Source organism: Pseudomonas sp. KCJK9111 (genome assembly GCF_046231935.1).
Lineage (GTDB): Bacteria > Pseudomonadota > Gammaproteobacteria > Pseudomonadales > Pseudomonadaceae > Aquipseudomonas > Aquipseudomonas parafulva_B.
Genome location: NZ_JBJJMO010000053.1, coordinates 1 through 16,064, shown reverse-complemented (window position 1 = coordinate 16,064; position 16,064 = coordinate 1). Strand labels below are relative to the sequence as shown.

Annotated in this window: 13 protein-coding genes; 6 read left to right on the top strand and 7 right to left on the bottom strand. The window is 61.4% G+C overall.

Features of this window, described 5'->3' with window-relative positions; all coding sequences use genetic code 11:
* Nucleotides 1-14 precede the first annotated feature (14 nt).
* Together ACK59L_RS16630 and ACK59L_RS16625 are read left to right on the top strand one after the other, a co-directional pair.
* Nucleotides 15-1,757, top strand: coding sequence for an autotransporter assembly complex protein TamA (locus ACK59L_RS16630; RefSeq protein WP_409274805.1), 1,743 nt, complete (start codon nucleotides 15-17; stop codon nucleotides 1,755-1,757).
* The gene (locus ACK59L_RS16625; RefSeq protein WP_409274803.1) at nucleotides 1,754-5,428 is read left to right on the top strand and encodes a translocation/assembly module TamB domain-containing protein; all 3,675 of its coding nucleotides are present in this window, start codon (nucleotides 1,754-1,756) and stop codon (nucleotides 5,426-5,428) included. Before ACK59L_RS16630 ends, ACK59L_RS16625 begins: the two co-directional genes overlap by 4 nt.
* 62 nt (nucleotides 5,429-5,490) lie before the next feature.
* Here ACK59L_RS16625 and ACK59L_RS16620 read toward each other — a convergent pair whose 3' ends face one another.
* The 4 genes from ACK59L_RS16620 to ACK59L_RS16605 all read right to left on the bottom strand — a co-directional run bounded on the left by ACK59L_RS16620 (nucleotide 5,491) and on the right by ACK59L_RS16605 (nucleotide 7,926).
* Complete coding sequence (locus tag ACK59L_RS16620) at nucleotides 5,491-6,066, bottom strand: DUF2589 domain-containing protein (protein WP_196136857.1); 576 nt, start codon at nucleotides 6,064-6,066, stop codon at nucleotides 5,491-5,493.
* A gap of 88 nt (nucleotides 6,067-6,154) precedes the next feature.
* Nucleotides 6,155-6,790, bottom strand: a complete 636-nt coding sequence (locus tag ACK59L_RS16615; RefSeq protein WP_409274801.1) for a DUF2589 domain-containing protein — start codon at nucleotides 6,788-6,790, stop codon at nucleotides 6,155-6,157.
* Between the two features lie 58 nt (nucleotides 6,791-6,848).
* Nucleotides 6,849-7,229, bottom strand: a complete 381-nt coding sequence (locus ACK59L_RS16610) for a Mor transcription activator family protein (protein WP_196136859.1) — start codon at nucleotides 7,227-7,229, stop codon at nucleotides 6,849-6,851.
* 238 nt (nucleotides 7,230-7,467) lie between these two features.
* Nucleotides 7,468-7,926 carry a hypothetical protein gene (locus tag ACK59L_RS16605; RefSeq protein ID WP_409274798.1) on the bottom strand — a complete coding sequence of 153 codons (459 nt, stop codon included), beginning with the start codon at nucleotides 7,924-7,926 and terminating at the stop codon, nucleotides 7,468-7,470.
* Between the two features lie 149 nt (nucleotides 7,927-8,075).
* Here ACK59L_RS16605 and ACK59L_RS16600 point away from each other — a divergent pair, with 149 nt between their 5' ends.
* Nucleotides 8,076-8,264 carry a hypothetical protein gene (locus ACK59L_RS16600; protein ID WP_023533551.1) on the top strand — a complete coding sequence of 63 codons (189 nt, stop codon included), beginning with the start codon at nucleotides 8,076-8,078 and terminating at the stop codon, nucleotides 8,262-8,264.
* Between the two features lie 31 nt (nucleotides 8,265-8,295).
* Here the strand turns inward: ACK59L_RS16600 and ACK59L_RS16595 are convergent, their stop codons facing one another.
* A complete protein-coding gene (locus ACK59L_RS16595) occupies nucleotides 8,296-8,655 on the bottom strand; it encodes a fe2+ zn2+ uptake regulation protein (protein WP_196136861.1) in 360 nt (119 codons plus the stop codon).
* 223 nt (nucleotides 8,656-8,878) lie between these two features.
* Between ACK59L_RS16595 and ACK59L_RS16590 the strand changes: the two genes are divergently transcribed.
* Nucleotides 8,879-11,206: an acylase gene (locus ACK59L_RS16590; RefSeq protein WP_409274795.1), complete on the top strand. Its 2,328-nt coding sequence runs from the start codon at nucleotides 8,879-8,881 to the stop codon at nucleotides 11,204-11,206.
* Nucleotides 11,207-11,316: 110 nt separating this feature from the next.
* Here ACK59L_RS16590 and ACK59L_RS16585 read toward each other — a convergent pair whose 3' ends face one another.
* Nucleotides 11,317-12,039 carry a UDP-2,3-diacylglucosamine diphosphatase gene (locus tag ACK59L_RS16585; RefSeq protein WP_409274793.1) on the bottom strand — a complete coding sequence of 241 codons (723 nt, stop codon included), beginning with the start codon at nucleotides 12,037-12,039 and terminating at the stop codon, nucleotides 11,317-11,319.
* Complete coding sequence (locus tag ACK59L_RS16580) at nucleotides 12,036-12,536, bottom strand: peptidylprolyl isomerase (protein WP_058605172.1); 501 nt, start codon at nucleotides 12,534-12,536, stop codon at nucleotides 12,036-12,038. The genes ACK59L_RS16585 and ACK59L_RS16580 overlap by 4 nt, the downstream gene beginning before the upstream one ends.
* A 248-nt stretch (nucleotides 12,537-12,784) precedes the next feature.
* Here ACK59L_RS16580 and ACK59L_RS16575 point away from each other — a divergent pair, with 248 nt between their 5' ends.
* Together ACK59L_RS16575 and cysS are read left to right on the top strand one after the other, a co-directional pair.
* Nucleotides 12,785-14,488: a glutamine--tRNA ligase/YqeY domain fusion protein gene (locus ACK59L_RS16575; protein ID WP_409274791.1), complete on the top strand. Its 1,704-nt coding sequence runs from the start codon at nucleotides 12,785-12,787 to the stop codon at nucleotides 14,486-14,488.
* Between the two features lie 9 nt (nucleotides 14,489-14,497).
* Entirely contained in the window at nucleotides 14,498-15,880 is a 1,383-nt protein-coding gene (gene cysS, locus ACK59L_RS16570) for a cysteine--tRNA ligase (protein WP_058605167.1), read from the top strand.
* Nucleotides 15,881-16,064: the final 184 nt, after the last annotated feature.

Below are 16,064 nucleotides of genomic sequence, written 5' to 3'. Positions count from 1 at the left end.
GTAGCATGCGCGGGATGACATATTCAGGAAGAGTTCGCTGGGGCCTGGTGATCTGGGCCGCCAGCTTTGCTGCATGGGGCCAGAGCGAATTGGTGGTGACGGTCAAGCCGGCCAACAAGGCGCTCAAGGCCAATGTCGAGGGCTATATCGGTAGCTTGGGCGACCGCGACGAGCAAGCGCTGCTGCGTTTCAGTCGCGGGGCCGAGGAGCAGGCGCGCAAAGCGGCCCAGGCGCTGGGCTACTACCAGGCCCAGATAAGTACCGACGTCAAGCCGCCCCGCGACGATGACGGTTCACCACGACTGGTGGTGAATATCGTGCCCGGCGAGCCGATACGCCTGCGCAACGTGAGCGTGCGCGTCGAGGGGCCCGCCAGTGACATGACCGCGTTCAGAGTGCCTTCCGGCGGCGCGCTTCGCGCTGGCGAGCAACTGAACCATGGTGTCTATGAGGATGCCAAGCGTGTCATTCAGAACCAGGCCTCACGCTATGGCTTCTTCGCAGGTCGCTTCAGCCAGCAGCGCCTGGCCGTCGATCCCCGTGCCGGGGTGGCCGATATCGACCTGGTCTACCAAAGTGGGCCGCGGTACCGACTGGGCGCGGTCACCTTCAGTGGCGATACGCCGTTGGACGACGATTTGCTGCAGCGAATGGTCTCGTTCAAACCCGGTACGCCCTACGATTCGGAGCTGATTGCCGAACTCAACAGCGACTTGCAGTCCAGCGGCTACTTCGAGGGCGTGCGCGTAGACGCTGCGCCCACGGCCGCTGTCGCTCAGAATATTCCGGTCGACGTGCGCCTTGAAACCCGCAAGCCTCGCACACTGGGCTTGGGCCTTGGTTATTCCACCGACGTTGGCCCACGCGGCAAGGCCAACTGGACCCGCCATTGGGTCAACCCCCAGGGGCACAGCTATGGCTGGGAAGCGGAGCTGTCGGCGCCGCGTCAAAACGTGGGGCTGTGGTACGACATCCCGTTGGACCCGCCATTGACCGACAAACTGCGATTTGCCGGGGGGTACCAGAACGAAGAACTGGCGGGCACCGACACCCTCAGCAAGCTCTTGACGGTAGGCCCTGAATGGCACAGCAAGCTGCCCAGCGGCTGGCAGCGGGTCATATCGCTCAAGTACCAACGCGAAGAGTACCGGCTGGGGGACGATGCGGGCCTTAGCAACCTGCTCATGCCTGGTATCAGCTATTCATTCCTGCGCAGCGACAACCGCATTGACCCCCATAATGGCTATCGCGTGCAGTTCGAAGCGCAAGTGGCAAAGGAAGGCCTGGGTTCCGATACGAACCTGCTGCGCGGCAACGTGCTGCTCAAAGGGCTCACCACGGTAGGTCAGAACCACCGGCTGCTGGGCCGCGTTCAGTTCGGCGGCAGCGCCACCAACGGATTCCAGAACAGCGTTCCGCCTTCGCTGCGGTTCTTCGCTGGTGGCGATCAGAGCGTGCGCGGCTACGACTACCAGACCCTGTCGCCGAAAAACAGCGACGGGGATCGCATCGGTGGCCGTTACCTGGTGGCGGGCAGCGTCGAATACCAGTATTCCCTGACGGACAAATGGCGCCTGGCGACCTTCGTCGACCAAGGTAACGCTTTCAACAACTTCGAGTTGCCCAACCTGAAGACGGGGGTCGGCTTCGGCGTACGCTGGGTTTCACCGGTAGGGCCGCTACGCCTGGACTTGGCCAAGGCCCTGGACGACGACGGCGGCATCCGCCTGCACTTTTCCATGGGGCCTGAGCTTTGAAACCTGTCATCAAATACATGCTGCTGGGCCTGTTTGGGCTCATGGCCGTCCTGACGCTGACCATCGCGTTGGTGATCGGCACCGAGGGCGGCAGCCGTTGGGCGCTGGGCAAGGTTCCCGGGCTGACTGTGGAAGGTTTCGCGGGACGCCTGGCGGGCACCTGGCAAGCCAGTCGTCTTTCCTACGACGATGGGCAGACCCAGGTCCAGGCGCAGGCGCCGTTGCTGAGCTGGTCCCCGGCATGCCTGCTGCGTGGGGCTTTGTGCATCGATCAGTTGCACGCAGAACGTATCGACATGGCGTTCGCCCCCTCGACTGACGTCAGCGACGACGGCCCGCTGCAACTGCCCACATTGGACTTGCCGCTTGCCATCGAACTGGGCGAGGTGAAGATAGGGCAACTGCGCCTGGATGGCAGCGACCTGCTCGGTGATCTGCAACTGGCTGCGCACTGGACCGGTGAAGGCATGCGCATCGACAGCCTGCACCTGACCCGCGACGATCTGCAGTTGGACCTGCAAGGTGAGGTGAAACCTCAAGGCGATTGGCCTGTGCAGTTACAGGCCCATGTGCAGCTCCCCGCCGTGGGGGACAAGCCATGGCAACTGGCATTGCAAGCCACGGGTGAACTGCAACGCTCGCTTGACCTGACCGGGACGAGCAGTGGGTACTTGGATGCCACCCTTGCGGGCAAGGTCCAGGCATTGGCCGAACACCTGCCGGCCAGCCTGAGCATTCAGACCAAGGCGTTCAAGCCATCCGAGGCACTGCCCGACACCCTGCAGCTCGATGACCTGGTGCTGTTAGCCGATGGGAACCTTGAGACGGGCTATGCATTGACCGGGTCTGCCAACTTGCCAGCCCAGCAGTCGCCCATCGCCCTGGCTTTGTCCGGGATGGTCGACAGCAAAGGTGCCGTGGTCAAGGGCCTTGATCTCAACGCAGGCGATAGCCAGCAGGTGAAGCTGCAAGCCAAGGTCGACTGGCAGGACGGCCTGGCAGCGGACGCCCAATTGGCCTGGCAGGACTTTCCCTGGCTGCGCCTGTACCCGCTGGATACACCGCCTGAGGTGACGCTCAAACGCCTGAACGCGCAGGTTCGCTATCGCGACGGTCGCTACGAGGGCAGCTTCGATGGCGATCTGGACGGGCCGGCCGGCGCCTTCAAGGTGGCAAGCCCCTTCGAAGGGGATCTTGAGCAGGTCACTTTGCCAACGCTGGCGCTTACTGCGGGACAAGGCAAGGCGACAGGCCGTGTGGCCGTACGCTTCGCGCAAGCGCTCGCCTGGGACGTGGACCTGCAGTTGTCGGCGCTGAACCCGGCCTATTGGGTGGCGGAGCTACCTGGAACATTGGCCGGGCCGTTACGTAGCAAAGGCCAGCTGCAGGGCGATGACCTGTCGCTCGACGCTCAGCTCGACCTCAAGGGGCGCCTGCGCGGCCAACCCGCTGTGCTCAACGTTCAGGCGGACGGGGCAGGGCAGCGCTGGACACTGGCAGCCTTGCGCGTGCAACTGGGTGACAACCGTATAAACGGAAGTGGCAGCCTGCAACAGCGCCTGGCCGGCAAGGTGGACATCGATCTGCCACGGCTGGGGCAGCTGTGGCCCGAGCTGCAGGGCCAGGTCAAGGGGCAACTGGACGTGGCCGGTACCCTGCAGGCGCCGCAAGGCAAGCTGGCATTGCGCGGTACCGGGTTGGCACAGGCCGAGAATCGCTTGCAGCAACTGAATCTCTCGGCCCGTCTGGACGACCGGCAACGGGCCAACATCGACTTGAAAGTCACGGGTATCCAGGCGGGTGACACCGCCCTCGGTACGCTGCAGGCGGTCGGCAATGGCGACATGCGACGACAGGCATTGACGCTGGCGTTGAATGGCCCGCAACTGAAGCTGGACGTGGGTCTGGACGGGCAACTGGACAACGGTGACTGGCGCGGCCGCCTGGCCACTGGGCGGGTACAGGCTGGCGGGCAAGACTGGCAATTGCAGGCGCCTGCCAAACTGCAGCGCCTGGCCAGCGGTCAGCTGGATTTCGGCGCCCACTGCTGGCGTTCCGGGCAGGCCAGTCTGTGTGGTGATGATCAACGGTTGGCGCCTGAGCCGCGCCTGCGGTACCACCTCAAGCGCTTCCCGCTGGACAGCCTGGCGCAGTGGATGCCCAAGGATTTCGCATGGCAGGGCCTGCTCAATGCCGACATCAACCTGGACCTGCCCGCCAGCGGCCCAAAGGGCACCGTGGTGGTTGACGCCAGTGGCGGCACATTGCGCGTCAATGATGGTAACCGCTGGGTCGATTTCCCCTACCAGACCCTGCGGCTGGATAGCACCTTGGCGCCGCGGCGTATCGATGCGCGTCTTGCATTCCAGGGGGAACGCCTGGGGCAGCTGAATCTCACGGCGCGTATCGATCCACTGGGCAAGGACAAGCCGTTGTCCGGCGACTTCAACCTGGCCGGTCTCGACCTCTCAGTGGCCCGTCCCTTCGTGCCGATGGTTGAGCACCTGGCTGGGGAGCTCAAGGGGAGCGGACAGCTGTCTGGCACGCTGTTGGCGCCGCAAGTCAACGGCAGCGTGAATTTGAGCGGCGGCCAGATCACTGGTGCCGAACTGCCGATTCAGTTCCAGGACCTCGGCCTTCAGGCCCGGATCGCGGGTGAACAGGTGCAGCTTGCCGGCACCTGGCGCAGCGGCACTGCAGGTCGCGGCCAGGTCGATGGCAACCTGACCTGGGGCCAGGCGCTGGGGATGAACATCCGCGTGCAAGGGCAGCAGTTGCCTGTCACGGTCGAACCCTATGCCACGCTGGAGGTAGCGCCGGACCTTACCCTGCAACTGATCGACGACAAGTTGACAGTCACAGGCAAGGTGCAGGTGCCCAACGGCAAGATCACGGTGCGCGAGCTGCCCCCTTCCACGGTCAAGGTTTCCGACGACACGGTCATCGTCGGCAACCAGACCGAGGAGGGCAAGCCGCCGATGGCCATGGCCATGGATATCGATGTCGAGGTGGGCCGAGGCAAACTGTCGTTCAGTGGTTTCGGCCTGACTGCCAACCTGTTGGGGCACGTGCATATCGGTGACAACCTCGATACGCGCGGCGAGTTGAGCCTGGCCGATGGTCGCTACCGCGCCTACGGCCAGCGGCTGACCATCCGGCGCGCCCGGCTGCTGTTTGCCGGGCCGATCGACCAGCCCTACCTGGACATCGAAGCGATCCGTCAAGTCGATGACGTGATCGCCGGCATCCGCTTGAGCGGCAACGCCGAGCAACCGACCAGTACGGTGTTTTCCGAGCCTGCCATGAGCCAGGAACAAGCGTTGTCCTACCTGGTGCTTGGCCGTCCGTTGGGGGCATCGGGTGAAGATAACAACATGTTGGCCGAGGCCGCCTTGGGCCTGGGGCTAGCCGGCAGCGCAGGGATCACGGGTAATGTGGCATCGCGCCTGGGTATCGATGACTTCCAGCTCGATACCGAGGGCTCAGGCAACACCACCAGTGTGGTGGCCAGTGGCAACCTGACCGAGAAACTCAGCTTGCGCTATGGAGTAGGCGTGTTCGAGCCTGCCAACACCATCGCCCTGCGCTACAAGCTCAGCAAGAAGGTGTATGTCGAGGCTGCCAGTGGAGTGGCAAGCTCCCTGGACGTCTTCTACAAACGCGACTTCTAGTCGCCACCGAAGGTTGCCTGCTTGGTCCGACCGAGAGTCGGGTTAAGCAGGTGGCTTGGGAATCAACGTACCGTTGCCGCCTCGATGAACTCGTTGGTGGGCGAAGGTGGTGGCGCTGGAGCTGGAGCCGGAGCCGAAGCCGGGGCGCGAACTGGGATGATCAAGTTGGTGTATTCCTCGATCAGCCGGTTTAGGGCCTCGGGCGGTTCGCTTGCCTGGAATTGCATCCGGATCTGCACCTCGTCGGGGTCGCGGCTATCCCCTTGGCGCCCCTGGCCACCGATGGTTACCTTGAAACTGGCCGAGCGGCTTGCGTCGGCTGGAGTGAATGCTCGTCGTGCTTCGGTATTCTGGACGCGAACCGACAGGTCGACCTGCATCCGTTCCAGTGCCAACCCTTTAGGCGACACTAGCGCGAAAAGGGGCACGCGCATCAGGTGCTGCCCATCCATGGCCACCTCGACCATCTTCGCGGTCATCGGAGCGCCCAGCTCTTGGTGATTGCAGTCGAAGAAACGATCGAACAGTTCAATGTACTGTTGCGCGATCATGCTGTTGGCGGCGCTCGCAGCTTCCTGCAGGCCGCGAGTAATTTCGCGCAGGTCAATGGAGGTCATAGGGACAGGGCTCTTGTCCATGGGTTCGACTCATTGGGCCAAGTGGGTCCCCTGAAGAGCCTTCAGGGGGACAGTTCGTGCCGCGTCGTGACTGCGCTGACAGTAGTAGTCATGCCGTTGGGCTATCGAGCTCTTCCTGAGCCTGAGGTGGCGCACCCAAGGCTGGCGATTGCTGCGTGACATCCTTTGCAATAATGGGCTTGGTAGCCGCCTCCGTGAGGAAGTCGATCACCCTCATCATTGCCTCTGGTGGGTCCTGTCGCTTGAGGGTGGTGTTGAAGGCATAGCGTGCCCGGGTATCGGTCTTGCGCGTTTGCGAGGACTTATGGCTTACGCTGCCCTTGACGTTGAGCTTGAAGGGGCCCCAGCCCAAGGAGGCGGCGCCTTCTGCGTTCATGTCCCTGGCCGATGTGTCTTCGGACATCTGATTGATGACCAGCTCGAATTCGACGGTGCCGTTTTCGATGGCGATGTTGGGGTGGGTGATCGCCGCCATCAGCGGCACTTGCAGCGTCTTCTTGACCACGCCCTGTGATTGGCCCTGTTCGTCGACGATGGTCTCGTCATAGTCGAACTGGATGGCAACCGCCTTGCCGTCCTGTACGCAGACTTGCATGAGGAAGTCTGCGTAGGATTTGCTGGCGGTGACCTGAGCCTGGACCATGGCCTGCAACGGGCCCGCGATCATGCGGTCCATGGGCAAGGCATTGATGACGGACCCTATGAGGCTGTTGTCTATGGACATGCTGGGTTCTCTTTTTAAATGTCAGGTTAAGGGTGTATATGGGTTGATGAGGCTTCGCTCATCGCAACGGCAAATCCTGACGGCGGATGTTGCCGATCTGGCGCAGGCTCAGGCCGTACTTGTCGGCCAACAAGCTGCGCGAGAATCCGCTGGCGCTTTCTTTCTGAATCTGTTGGTTGCGCAATTGGCGGATAAAATGATCAACCTTGGGAATCTCAAGCGCGACACCTGCAAAGCGCTTGATCAGGGCGTCGAGTGCTTCAGCCGGTAACACGTCAGCAAGCTTGGTTCGATCGCGGTGTTTTGGAATGTACTTAGGCCTACCGCCAAATGCGCAGGTCAGCTGGTACGCGTTTTCTATGCCTATGCACTCAATCAGTGCCTGTAGCGATTGCGGCAGTTGGCTGACGTCGATGTGGCTCAAGTCTGGCGTTTCCATATGACGCTCCTTCGAAAATGGTAGGGGTCACCAGCGGCATAACGTCGAGGTGTGGCTAAATTTTCTGTGATAGCCGGCGGGACCCGCTAGGCGCCATTAGGGGTGAGGGTTGTAGTTTCGGTTACTAGCTTATGCAGGCAGCGCAGTCTCACCGTGTAGGAAAAAAACATTCAAGCGCTTGAGAAGTGAATGTTCCCGGGCGGGGAGCGCAACGTATGGCACTTTGGGTATTAGCACCTCAGTCGCAGGGGTAGGCACTGAGTAGACTGGCACTGCCCACGTGCGCCTCTTGAAGGCTTCGCAGCCCGGATGGCACGGATCTCCAGTCCACCTGCACGCAGAGCGCGTGCAGAGGCTGCGCGTTACGGGATCCGATAATCCGGTCATCGAAGGTCCGGCGGTAGATCGCCTGGGTCTCGGACACCGGCCGAACCTGGTCGGCGCGCGCCAGGGTCTGCTGCGCAAGTGCTGGCAATACAGCGGAGGGCACCTCGAATCGCAACGAGGTGTTGCCAGGATTCAGATAGCCAGCCTTTCGAACCCGTTGCCACAACTGTTGCCACTGACTGCTTCCTGCTTTCTGGCTCAGCGTGTGACCAAGGTCGAGCAGTCTTGCGCACGGGATCTCAGTGGTATTAAAAGCATGCAGTGGCGTGGCTGCCAGGCACAGCATGAGTGTTAACAGGCGTTTGTTCATGGGGCTCCCCACACGTGTGATGAAGCCGAATGTTTTCAGCTTGGGGTACTACCAGGCAGCAGGAAATGCAGCGCCGGGGCGGGCGAACGTTGTATCATCTGCGCGGCTTGAGCTAAGCCATCTGTCCCGGATGTAGCAAGGAACCGTCGATGACACACGTGCAGCGCCTCAAATATTCCCTCCTGATCATTCTGGTGGTCCTTGGGCTAATGATCGGTCTTTCCCATTTGCAAAAAGCGGGTACGATCAGCGAGCAGACCTTTCAGATGCTGGCTATCGCCATTGCCGTGGTTGTGGTCGTAATCAACGGCATATTGCGACGTAAAGTCAGGCGATGACGCTTGTCGGTCCAGTGGCCAGCCCAGCTGCTTAGGCCGAGGTGGGTCGCTCCAGCAGTGCACGTGCCTGCGGATCAAGGCTGTAGCATTTGTCAGCACCTAGCTGAATGACGCCTTCGGCACATAACCGTTTAAGCACTTCTCGTACGCTGAGAAATGACAACGGTATGTCCAACTGCTCCAGTTGCGCATGCACACCTCGCACGCCAATGCTTCTTCCATTTCGCTCTGCCGCGTGCAGGGCGTCTATCACTTTCAGCCGTATCAGGCTGGTACGCAGCCCGAAGCTGCGCAGCAACTCCCGTATCTGCTCGTTGCCGGTTCGTTCGTCGACCTGCGCGTCCTGCCCAGTCGGGGTATTGGCTTGCACTGGAGTTGGCGGGTTGTACATGTGAATGCTCCTTTTCTTGGACGAACCCGAACGATGGGTGCCTCTTTGAATAAGACGAATGAGCGCCTGTAATCTGCAATACAAAGCGAAAAAACCTTCATCAGTGGTTGTTGGCTCAGATCAAGCGGCATCTTTTCCCGTCACGTCGGGTCCCTGTACACGAGCGTCAGGCCTGAGCGTAAAGGCCGCCTAAACTCTTCTAGCGTTCGTTCGTTTCACCGGCATGAACCGTATTCGAGGAGTGTCCGTGTCCCCATTTACCCGCTCAAGCCGTTGTGCCGGTCTGGCCGCAGCGCTCATGGTTGCGGCCTTGACCGCACAGGCTCAACCCGTAGCGCAAGATGCCAGCGCCCAGATCCGTCGCACTACCTATGGCGTGCCACATATCGTGGCCAAGGATGAAAGAGGGCTCGGTTACGGCATTGGCTATGCCTATGCCCAGGACAATCTTTGTTTGCTGGCGGACCAGGTCCTGACGGTCAGCGGTGAGCGCTCGCGCTATTTTGGTGGTCAAGGCCAGACCGTGGACCAGCGCGAGAACCTGGCCAGTGATGTGTTCTTCACCTGGCTCAACGGGCCGGCACAGGTGCAGGCTTTTCTGGACGCACAGCCCGCTGCCATCCAGGCTCTCTTGGCGGGTTATGCCAGTGGGTTCAATCGAGCACTGGCTGAGCGTCGTCAGCAGGGCCTGCCACCGGAATGTGGAGGGGGTGAGTGGGTGCGCGCCATCACCAGCCAGGACCTGGTCAAGCTTACACGGCGGTTACTTGCAGAAGGTGGGGTCGGGCAGTTCGTCGAAGCCCTGGCCGGCGCTCAGCCGCCCGAGAACGATGTCCGGCGGCCCGCCGTCGCTTATGGGCAAGCGCTGGAACAGCAGCAACGGTTTGCCGCCCAGCGTGGCAGCAACGCCATTGCAGTGGGTGCCCAGCGTTCGGTCAATGGGCGTGGTTTGCTGTTGGCCAACCCGCATTTCCCATGGGTGGGAGGCATGCGGTTCTACCAGATGCAATTGACCATCCCCGGTGAACTCGATGTGATGGGTGCAGCATTACCTGGCTTGCCGATGATCAACATCGGCTTCAATCGCCACCTGGCGTGGACCCATACCGTCGACACCTCTAGGCATTTCACCTTGTTTCGCCTGCAACTCGACCCCAAGGACCCAACCCGCTACGTGCTCGACGGCAAGTCCCTGCCGCTGACCCGCCAAAGCGTCAGCATCATGGTCAAGGCCGCCGATGGCCGACTGCAAAAAGTCGAGCGTGTTCTGTATAGCTCATCATTTGGCCCGGTCGTTCAGTGGCCTGGGCGGTTGGACTGGGACAGGCATACGGCCTACAGCCTGCGCGATGCCAACAGCGATAACGCCCGCGTGCTGCAACAGTGGTACCAGATCAATCGTGCCGACAGCGTGGCGGCGCTGACGCGTTCCGTTGAGCAGCTGCATGGTATTCCATGGGTCAACACCGTCGCCGTGGATGATCGTGGCAAGACGACTTACCTGAACCAGTCAGTGGTGCCTTACGTCGACCAGACATTGCTCGATGCCTGCGGTGGCGAACAGGCAGGCCCGCTGGTAGTGCTCGATGGTTCCCGCAGCCTGTGCAACTGGAAAGTCGACAGCCGCGCTGCCCAACCCGGTACGGTTCCGGCGCAGCTGATGCCCCGTCTGGAGCGCGATGATTTCGTGCAGAACTCCAACGATCCAGCCTGGATGACCAACCCTGCGCAGCCGATGACAGGCTACTCGCCCTTGGTCAGCCGCAGCGATCAGCCTCTGGGCATGCGTGGGCGCTTCGCGTTGGAACGTCTGCAAGGCAGGGCGCTGCTTGGTGTGGAAGATCTGCAGCGCTTGGTGACCGATGACGAAGTCTACCTTGCGCGTTTGCTGCTGCCGGATCTGCTGAGCTGGTGCAAGCGTGCCCCCACTGATGTCCAGCCCGTGTGCCGCAGCCTGGCCAGCTGGAACGGCCAGGCCAACCAGCAGAGCAACATGGGGCTGGTGCACTTTGAAAACATCTACAACGCAATCGAGCATCAACCGCAGGTATGGCGAGTGGCGTTCGATCGCAACGATCCTGTGCATACCCCGCGTGGTCTGGCGGTTGAGCAGGCATCGGTGAGCAAGGTGGTTCATCAGGCGGGCCTTGCCTCACTCCGGCAAGTGGCCGAGGAGGGCATCGACCCGAAGGCGCACTGGGGGCAGGTACAACAGGCCCATGATGGCACGCCAGTGCCGGGCGGGCCCCAGGCGCTTGGCGTGTACAACGCCATGTACAGTGTGCCGATGGGGCAGGGCAAGCGCTTGGTTGTCAGCGGCACCAGCTACCTACAGCTGGTCAGCTTCACCGATGAAGGTCCCAAGGCACGCGGTCTGCTGGCGTTCTCCCAATCGAGCGAGGCGGCCTCGCCCCATGCCAGTGATCAGACCAAGGCGTTCGCTGCCGGTCAGTTGCATGATATGCCGTTCACAGAGAAGCAGATAAAGGCCGATCCGGCGTACCGGGAGGTGATTATCCGTGAGCGAGATGAGCGGCTAGGCGTTCAGTGAGTATCGGAATGGGAGACAAGCCTTGCTCGTCTCCCGCATAAGTATCAGCCCGACGCCTGATGTTGCGCTCAGGCTGGCTAGCCACTATCGAGCAAATAGCGCTCAAGCGCTCAGGGAAATTCAAACGGCGCCAGCTGAAACCCTTGCGCGTCCACTTGCAAGGCCCAGGCACGCTTGTCCCAGTCGCCCAGCACAATGCGCCGGGCCGGCTCCCCCTCCACCATCAGCTTGTGAATCGCCGGGCGATGGGTATGGCCGTGCACCAGTGTGCGCACGTCGTGCGCCGCCATGACCTTGGGCACTTCTTCGGGCGTGACGTCAACGATCTCCGTGGATTTCATTCGCGTCTGGGCGCGGCTTTCGCTGCGCAGCTTGCGTGCCAATTTCAGGCGAACTGACAAGGGGAGGTGCCTAAGCAACCAAAGGCTCACGGGATTGCGCAGCAATCGCCGCATTTTCATGTAGCCCACGTCTCGAGTGCACAAGGTGTCGCCGTGCATCAGCAGCACCCGTTCTGCTTCCAGCTCCACCACACAAGGATCGCTCAGCAGGGTGCAACCTGCAGCCTCGCAAAAGGCCTGGCCGATCAGGAAGTCGCGGTTGCCGTGCATCAGGTAGAGCGCAGTGCCGCTGTCGCTGAGCCGCCGCATGGCTTGGCAGATCGACTGCTGAAAGGCGGTCATGGCATCGTCGCCGATCCACGCTTCGAAAAAATCGCCCAGTATGTACAGCGCCTTGGCCTGGCGAGCCCGACCTTCGAGCAGATCAAGAAACGCCCGGGTAATGTCCGGGCGTTCTTCTTGCAGGTGCAGATCGGAGATCAGCAGTATCACTCAATGATCTCGGCTTTCTCGATGATCACGTCGTCTTTTGGTACGTCCTGGTGGCCAGCGCTCGAGCCGGTGGCAACTTTTTCGATGGCGTCGACGACTTCACGGCCTTCGATCACTTCACCGAACACGGCGTAGCCCCAGCCTTGGGTGTTTTTGCCGCTGTGGTTGAGGAAGTCGTTGTCAGACGCGTTAATGAAGAATTGTGCCGAGGCAGAGTGCGGGTCCATGGTGCGGGCCATGGCGATGCTGTACTTCGTGTTCTTCAGGCCGTTGTCGGCTTCGTTCTGGATGCTGGCGCGGGTTTTTTTCTGGGACATGCCAGCTTCAAAGCCGCCGCCCTGAATCATGAAGCCCTTGATGACACGGTGGAAAACGGTGCCGTCGTAGTGGCCGTCCTTGACGTACTGAACGAAGTTTTCGGTCGTCTGCGGCGCTTTCTCGGCGTCCAGCTGCAGGACGATGTCGCCGTGGTTGGTGCTCAGTTTGACTTTGGACATGCAGAAACTCGCTTTTTCAAGGCAATCGAAAATAGGATGCGCTGGGCGCTGATTACTACCAGACGCGGCGTCAGGCGTTGGGGACACATGGCGCGCTTGCGCCATTTTGCCAAGGCTGCGGCAAAAAGGCGTGAGAAATCACGCGAGTTTGGCGGAGCCCGACTGTCGGCAGCTTGACTGCTTCGGCTATGATAGGCCCTTTGATTCATTCGGCCTACCCAGGCCGGCTACGTGCATTCAAGGATCCTATGAGCAAGCCCACTGCCGACAACGCGCCCAACGCCGCTGCCAAAGGCGCCCCCGCTGTCCCTGCGAACTTCCTGCGGCCGATCATCCAGGCCGACCTGGACTCGGGCAAGCACGCCAGCATCGTTACCCGCTTCCCGCCCGAGCCCAATGGCTACCTGCACATCGGCCATGCCAAGTCGATCTGCGTCAATTTCGGCCTGGCCAAGGAGTTTGGAGGTGTCTGTCACCTGCGCTTTGACGACACCAACCCTGCCAAGGAAGACCAGGAGTACATCGATGCCATCCAGCGCGATGTAAAGTGGCTGGGCTTCGACTGGGCCGGCGACGTTCGCTACGCCTCGAGCTACTTCGACCAACTGCACGCCTGGGCCGTCGAGCTGATCAAGCAGGGCAAGGCCTACGTGTGCGATCTCACGCCGGAGCAGGCCAAGGAATACCGCGGCAACCTCAAGGAACCCGGCAAGAACAGCCCGTACCGCGAGCGCAGCGTGGAGGAGAACCTCGACCTGTTCGCCCGCATGAAGGCCGGTGAGTTCAAGGACGGTGAGCGCGTGCTGCGCGCCAAGATCGACATGGCTTCGCCCAACATGAACCTGCGTGACCCGATCCTCTACCGGATTCGCCATGCCCACCACCACCAGACGGGCGATACCTGGTGCATCTACCCGAACTACGACTTCACTCACGGCCAGTCGGATGCCATCGAAGGCATCACTCATTCCATCTGCACGCTGGAGTTCGAAGGACACCGGCCGCTGTACGAGTGGTTCCTGGACAACCTGCCGGTGCCTGCGCATCCGCGCCAGTACGAGTTCAGCCGTCTTAACCTCAACTACACCATCACCTCCAAGCGCAAGCTCAAGCAACTGGTGGACGAGCAACACGTCGAGGGCTGGGACGACCCGCGCATGTCCACCTTGTCGGGCTTCCGCCGCCGTGGCTACACCCCGGCGTCGATCCGCAACTTCTGCGAAATGATCGGTACCAACCGCTCGGACGGTGTGGTCGATATGTCCATGCTGGAGTTCTGCATCCGCGACGATCTGGACCGCACTGCACCCCGCGCGATGTGCGTGCTGCGTCCATTGAAGGTGGTGATCACCAACTATCCCGAAGGCCAGACCGAGCAGCTCGAACTGCCGCGCCATCCCAAGGAAGACATGGGCGTGCGCGTGCTGCCATTCGCACGTGAGCTGTACATCGACCGCGACGACTTCATGGAAGCGCCGCCCAAGGGCTACAAACGCCTTGAGCCTAACGGCGAAGTGCGCCTGCGCGGTAGCTACGTCATCCGTGCCGATGAGGCGATCAAGGACGCCGAGGGCACCATCGTCGAGCTGCGCTGCTCCTACGATCCGGACACCCTGGGCAAGAACCCCGAAGGCCGCAAGGTCAAGGGGGTGATCCACTGGGTGCCGGCCGAGGGCAGTGTGGAATGCGAAGTCCGGTTGTACGACCGTCTGTTCCGCTCGGCAAACCCTGAGAAGACCGAGGAGGGTGGCACTTTCCTCGACAACATCAACCCTGATTCGCTGCAAGTGCTCAGCGGCTGCCGTGCCGAGCCCTCCCTGGCCCAGGCGCAGCCGGAAGATCGCTTCCAGTTCGAACGCGAAGGCTACTTCTGTGCTGACCTCAAGGACAGCCAGCCGGGCCGCCCGGTATTCAACCGCACCGTCACCCTGCGTGACTCCTGGGGCAGCTGAGGAACCACCGTGCTCACGATCTACAACACCCTGACCAAGACCAAGGAGCCGTTCAAGCCGTTGGACGGCAACAACGTGCGCATGTATGTCTGCGGCATGACCGTCTATGACTACTGCCACCTGGGCCATGGTCGCAGCATGGTGGCTTTCGACCTGGCCACCCGCTGGTTGCGCAAGAGCGGCTACAACCTGACGTACGTGCGCAACATCACTGACATCGATGACAAGATCATCAACCGGGCCAACGAGAACGGCGAAACCTTCGACGCACTCACCGCCCGTATGATCGATGCGATGCACGAGGACGAACGCCGCCTCAACATCCTGCCTCCGGACCAGGAACCGCGCGCCACCGATCACATTGCCGGCATGCATGCCATGATCCAGACCTTGATCGACAAAGGTTATGCGTATGCGCCTGGCAACGGCGACGTGTACTACCGCGTCGGCAAGTTCGTGGGTTATGGCAAGCTCTCGCGCAAGAAGATCGAAGATTTGCGTATTGGTGCGCGAATCGAGGTCGGCGAGGCCAAGCAGGATCCGCTGGACTTCGTCCTGTGGAAAGGCGTCAAGCCGGGCGAGCCCAGCTGGGAGTCGCCCTGGGGGCCTGGCCGCCCTGGCTGGCACATCGAATGCTCGGTGATGTCCACGTGCTGCCTGGGTGAGAGTTTCGACATCCATGGCGGCGGCAGCGACCTTGAGTTCCCGCATCACGAGAACGAAATTGCCCAGAGCGAAGCTGCCACCGGCAAACCGTACGCCAACGCCTGGATGCACTGCGGCATGATCCGCATCAACGGCGAGAAGATGTCCAAGTCGCTGAACAACTTCTTCACCATTCGCGACGTGCTGGAAAAGTATCACCCTGAAGTGGTGCGCTATCTGCTGGTGGCCAGCCACTACCGCAGCGCGATCAACTACTCAGAGGATAGCCTTCGCGACGCCAAGGGTGCACTGGAGCGGTTCTACCATGCTTTGCGTGGCTTGCCTCGTGTACCGGCCAGCGGCGGGGAGGCCTTCGTCGAGCGTTTCACTGCTGCGATGAACGACGACTTCGGCACGCCTGAAGCCTGCGCCGTGTTGTTCGATCTGGTCCGCGAAATCAACCGCCTGCGCGAGAGCGACGTGTCGGCCGCGGCTGGCTTGGCAGGGCGTTTGCGTGAGCTGGGTGACGTGCTGGGTGTGTTGCAGCTGGAGGCCGATGACTTCCTGCGTGCAGGCGCTGAAGGGAAGGTGGACGCGGCTCAGGTCGAGGGTTTGATCCAGGCGCGCTTGCAGGCGCGGGCGGACAAGAACTGGGGTGAGTCCGATCGCATTCGTGACCAGTTGACGGCCATGGGTGTGGTGCTTGAAGACAGCAAGGGCGGGACGACCTGGCGGTTGGCGGACTGATCGGGGGGAGGGCGAGCGGGATTGGGTTGCTTGCAACCCATGTCCAGCCCGCCTGTAACTCGGCGATGGCCAAGCGATTACCGTCGTCCTTGTCCGCGTCCTTACCGCCACGTGCTTTCTGCTTTTGCTTCTAAGCGCGCAATAGCTCAGGCGCCGCAGATCGCGACTTCAGGAGGCCGAGCGC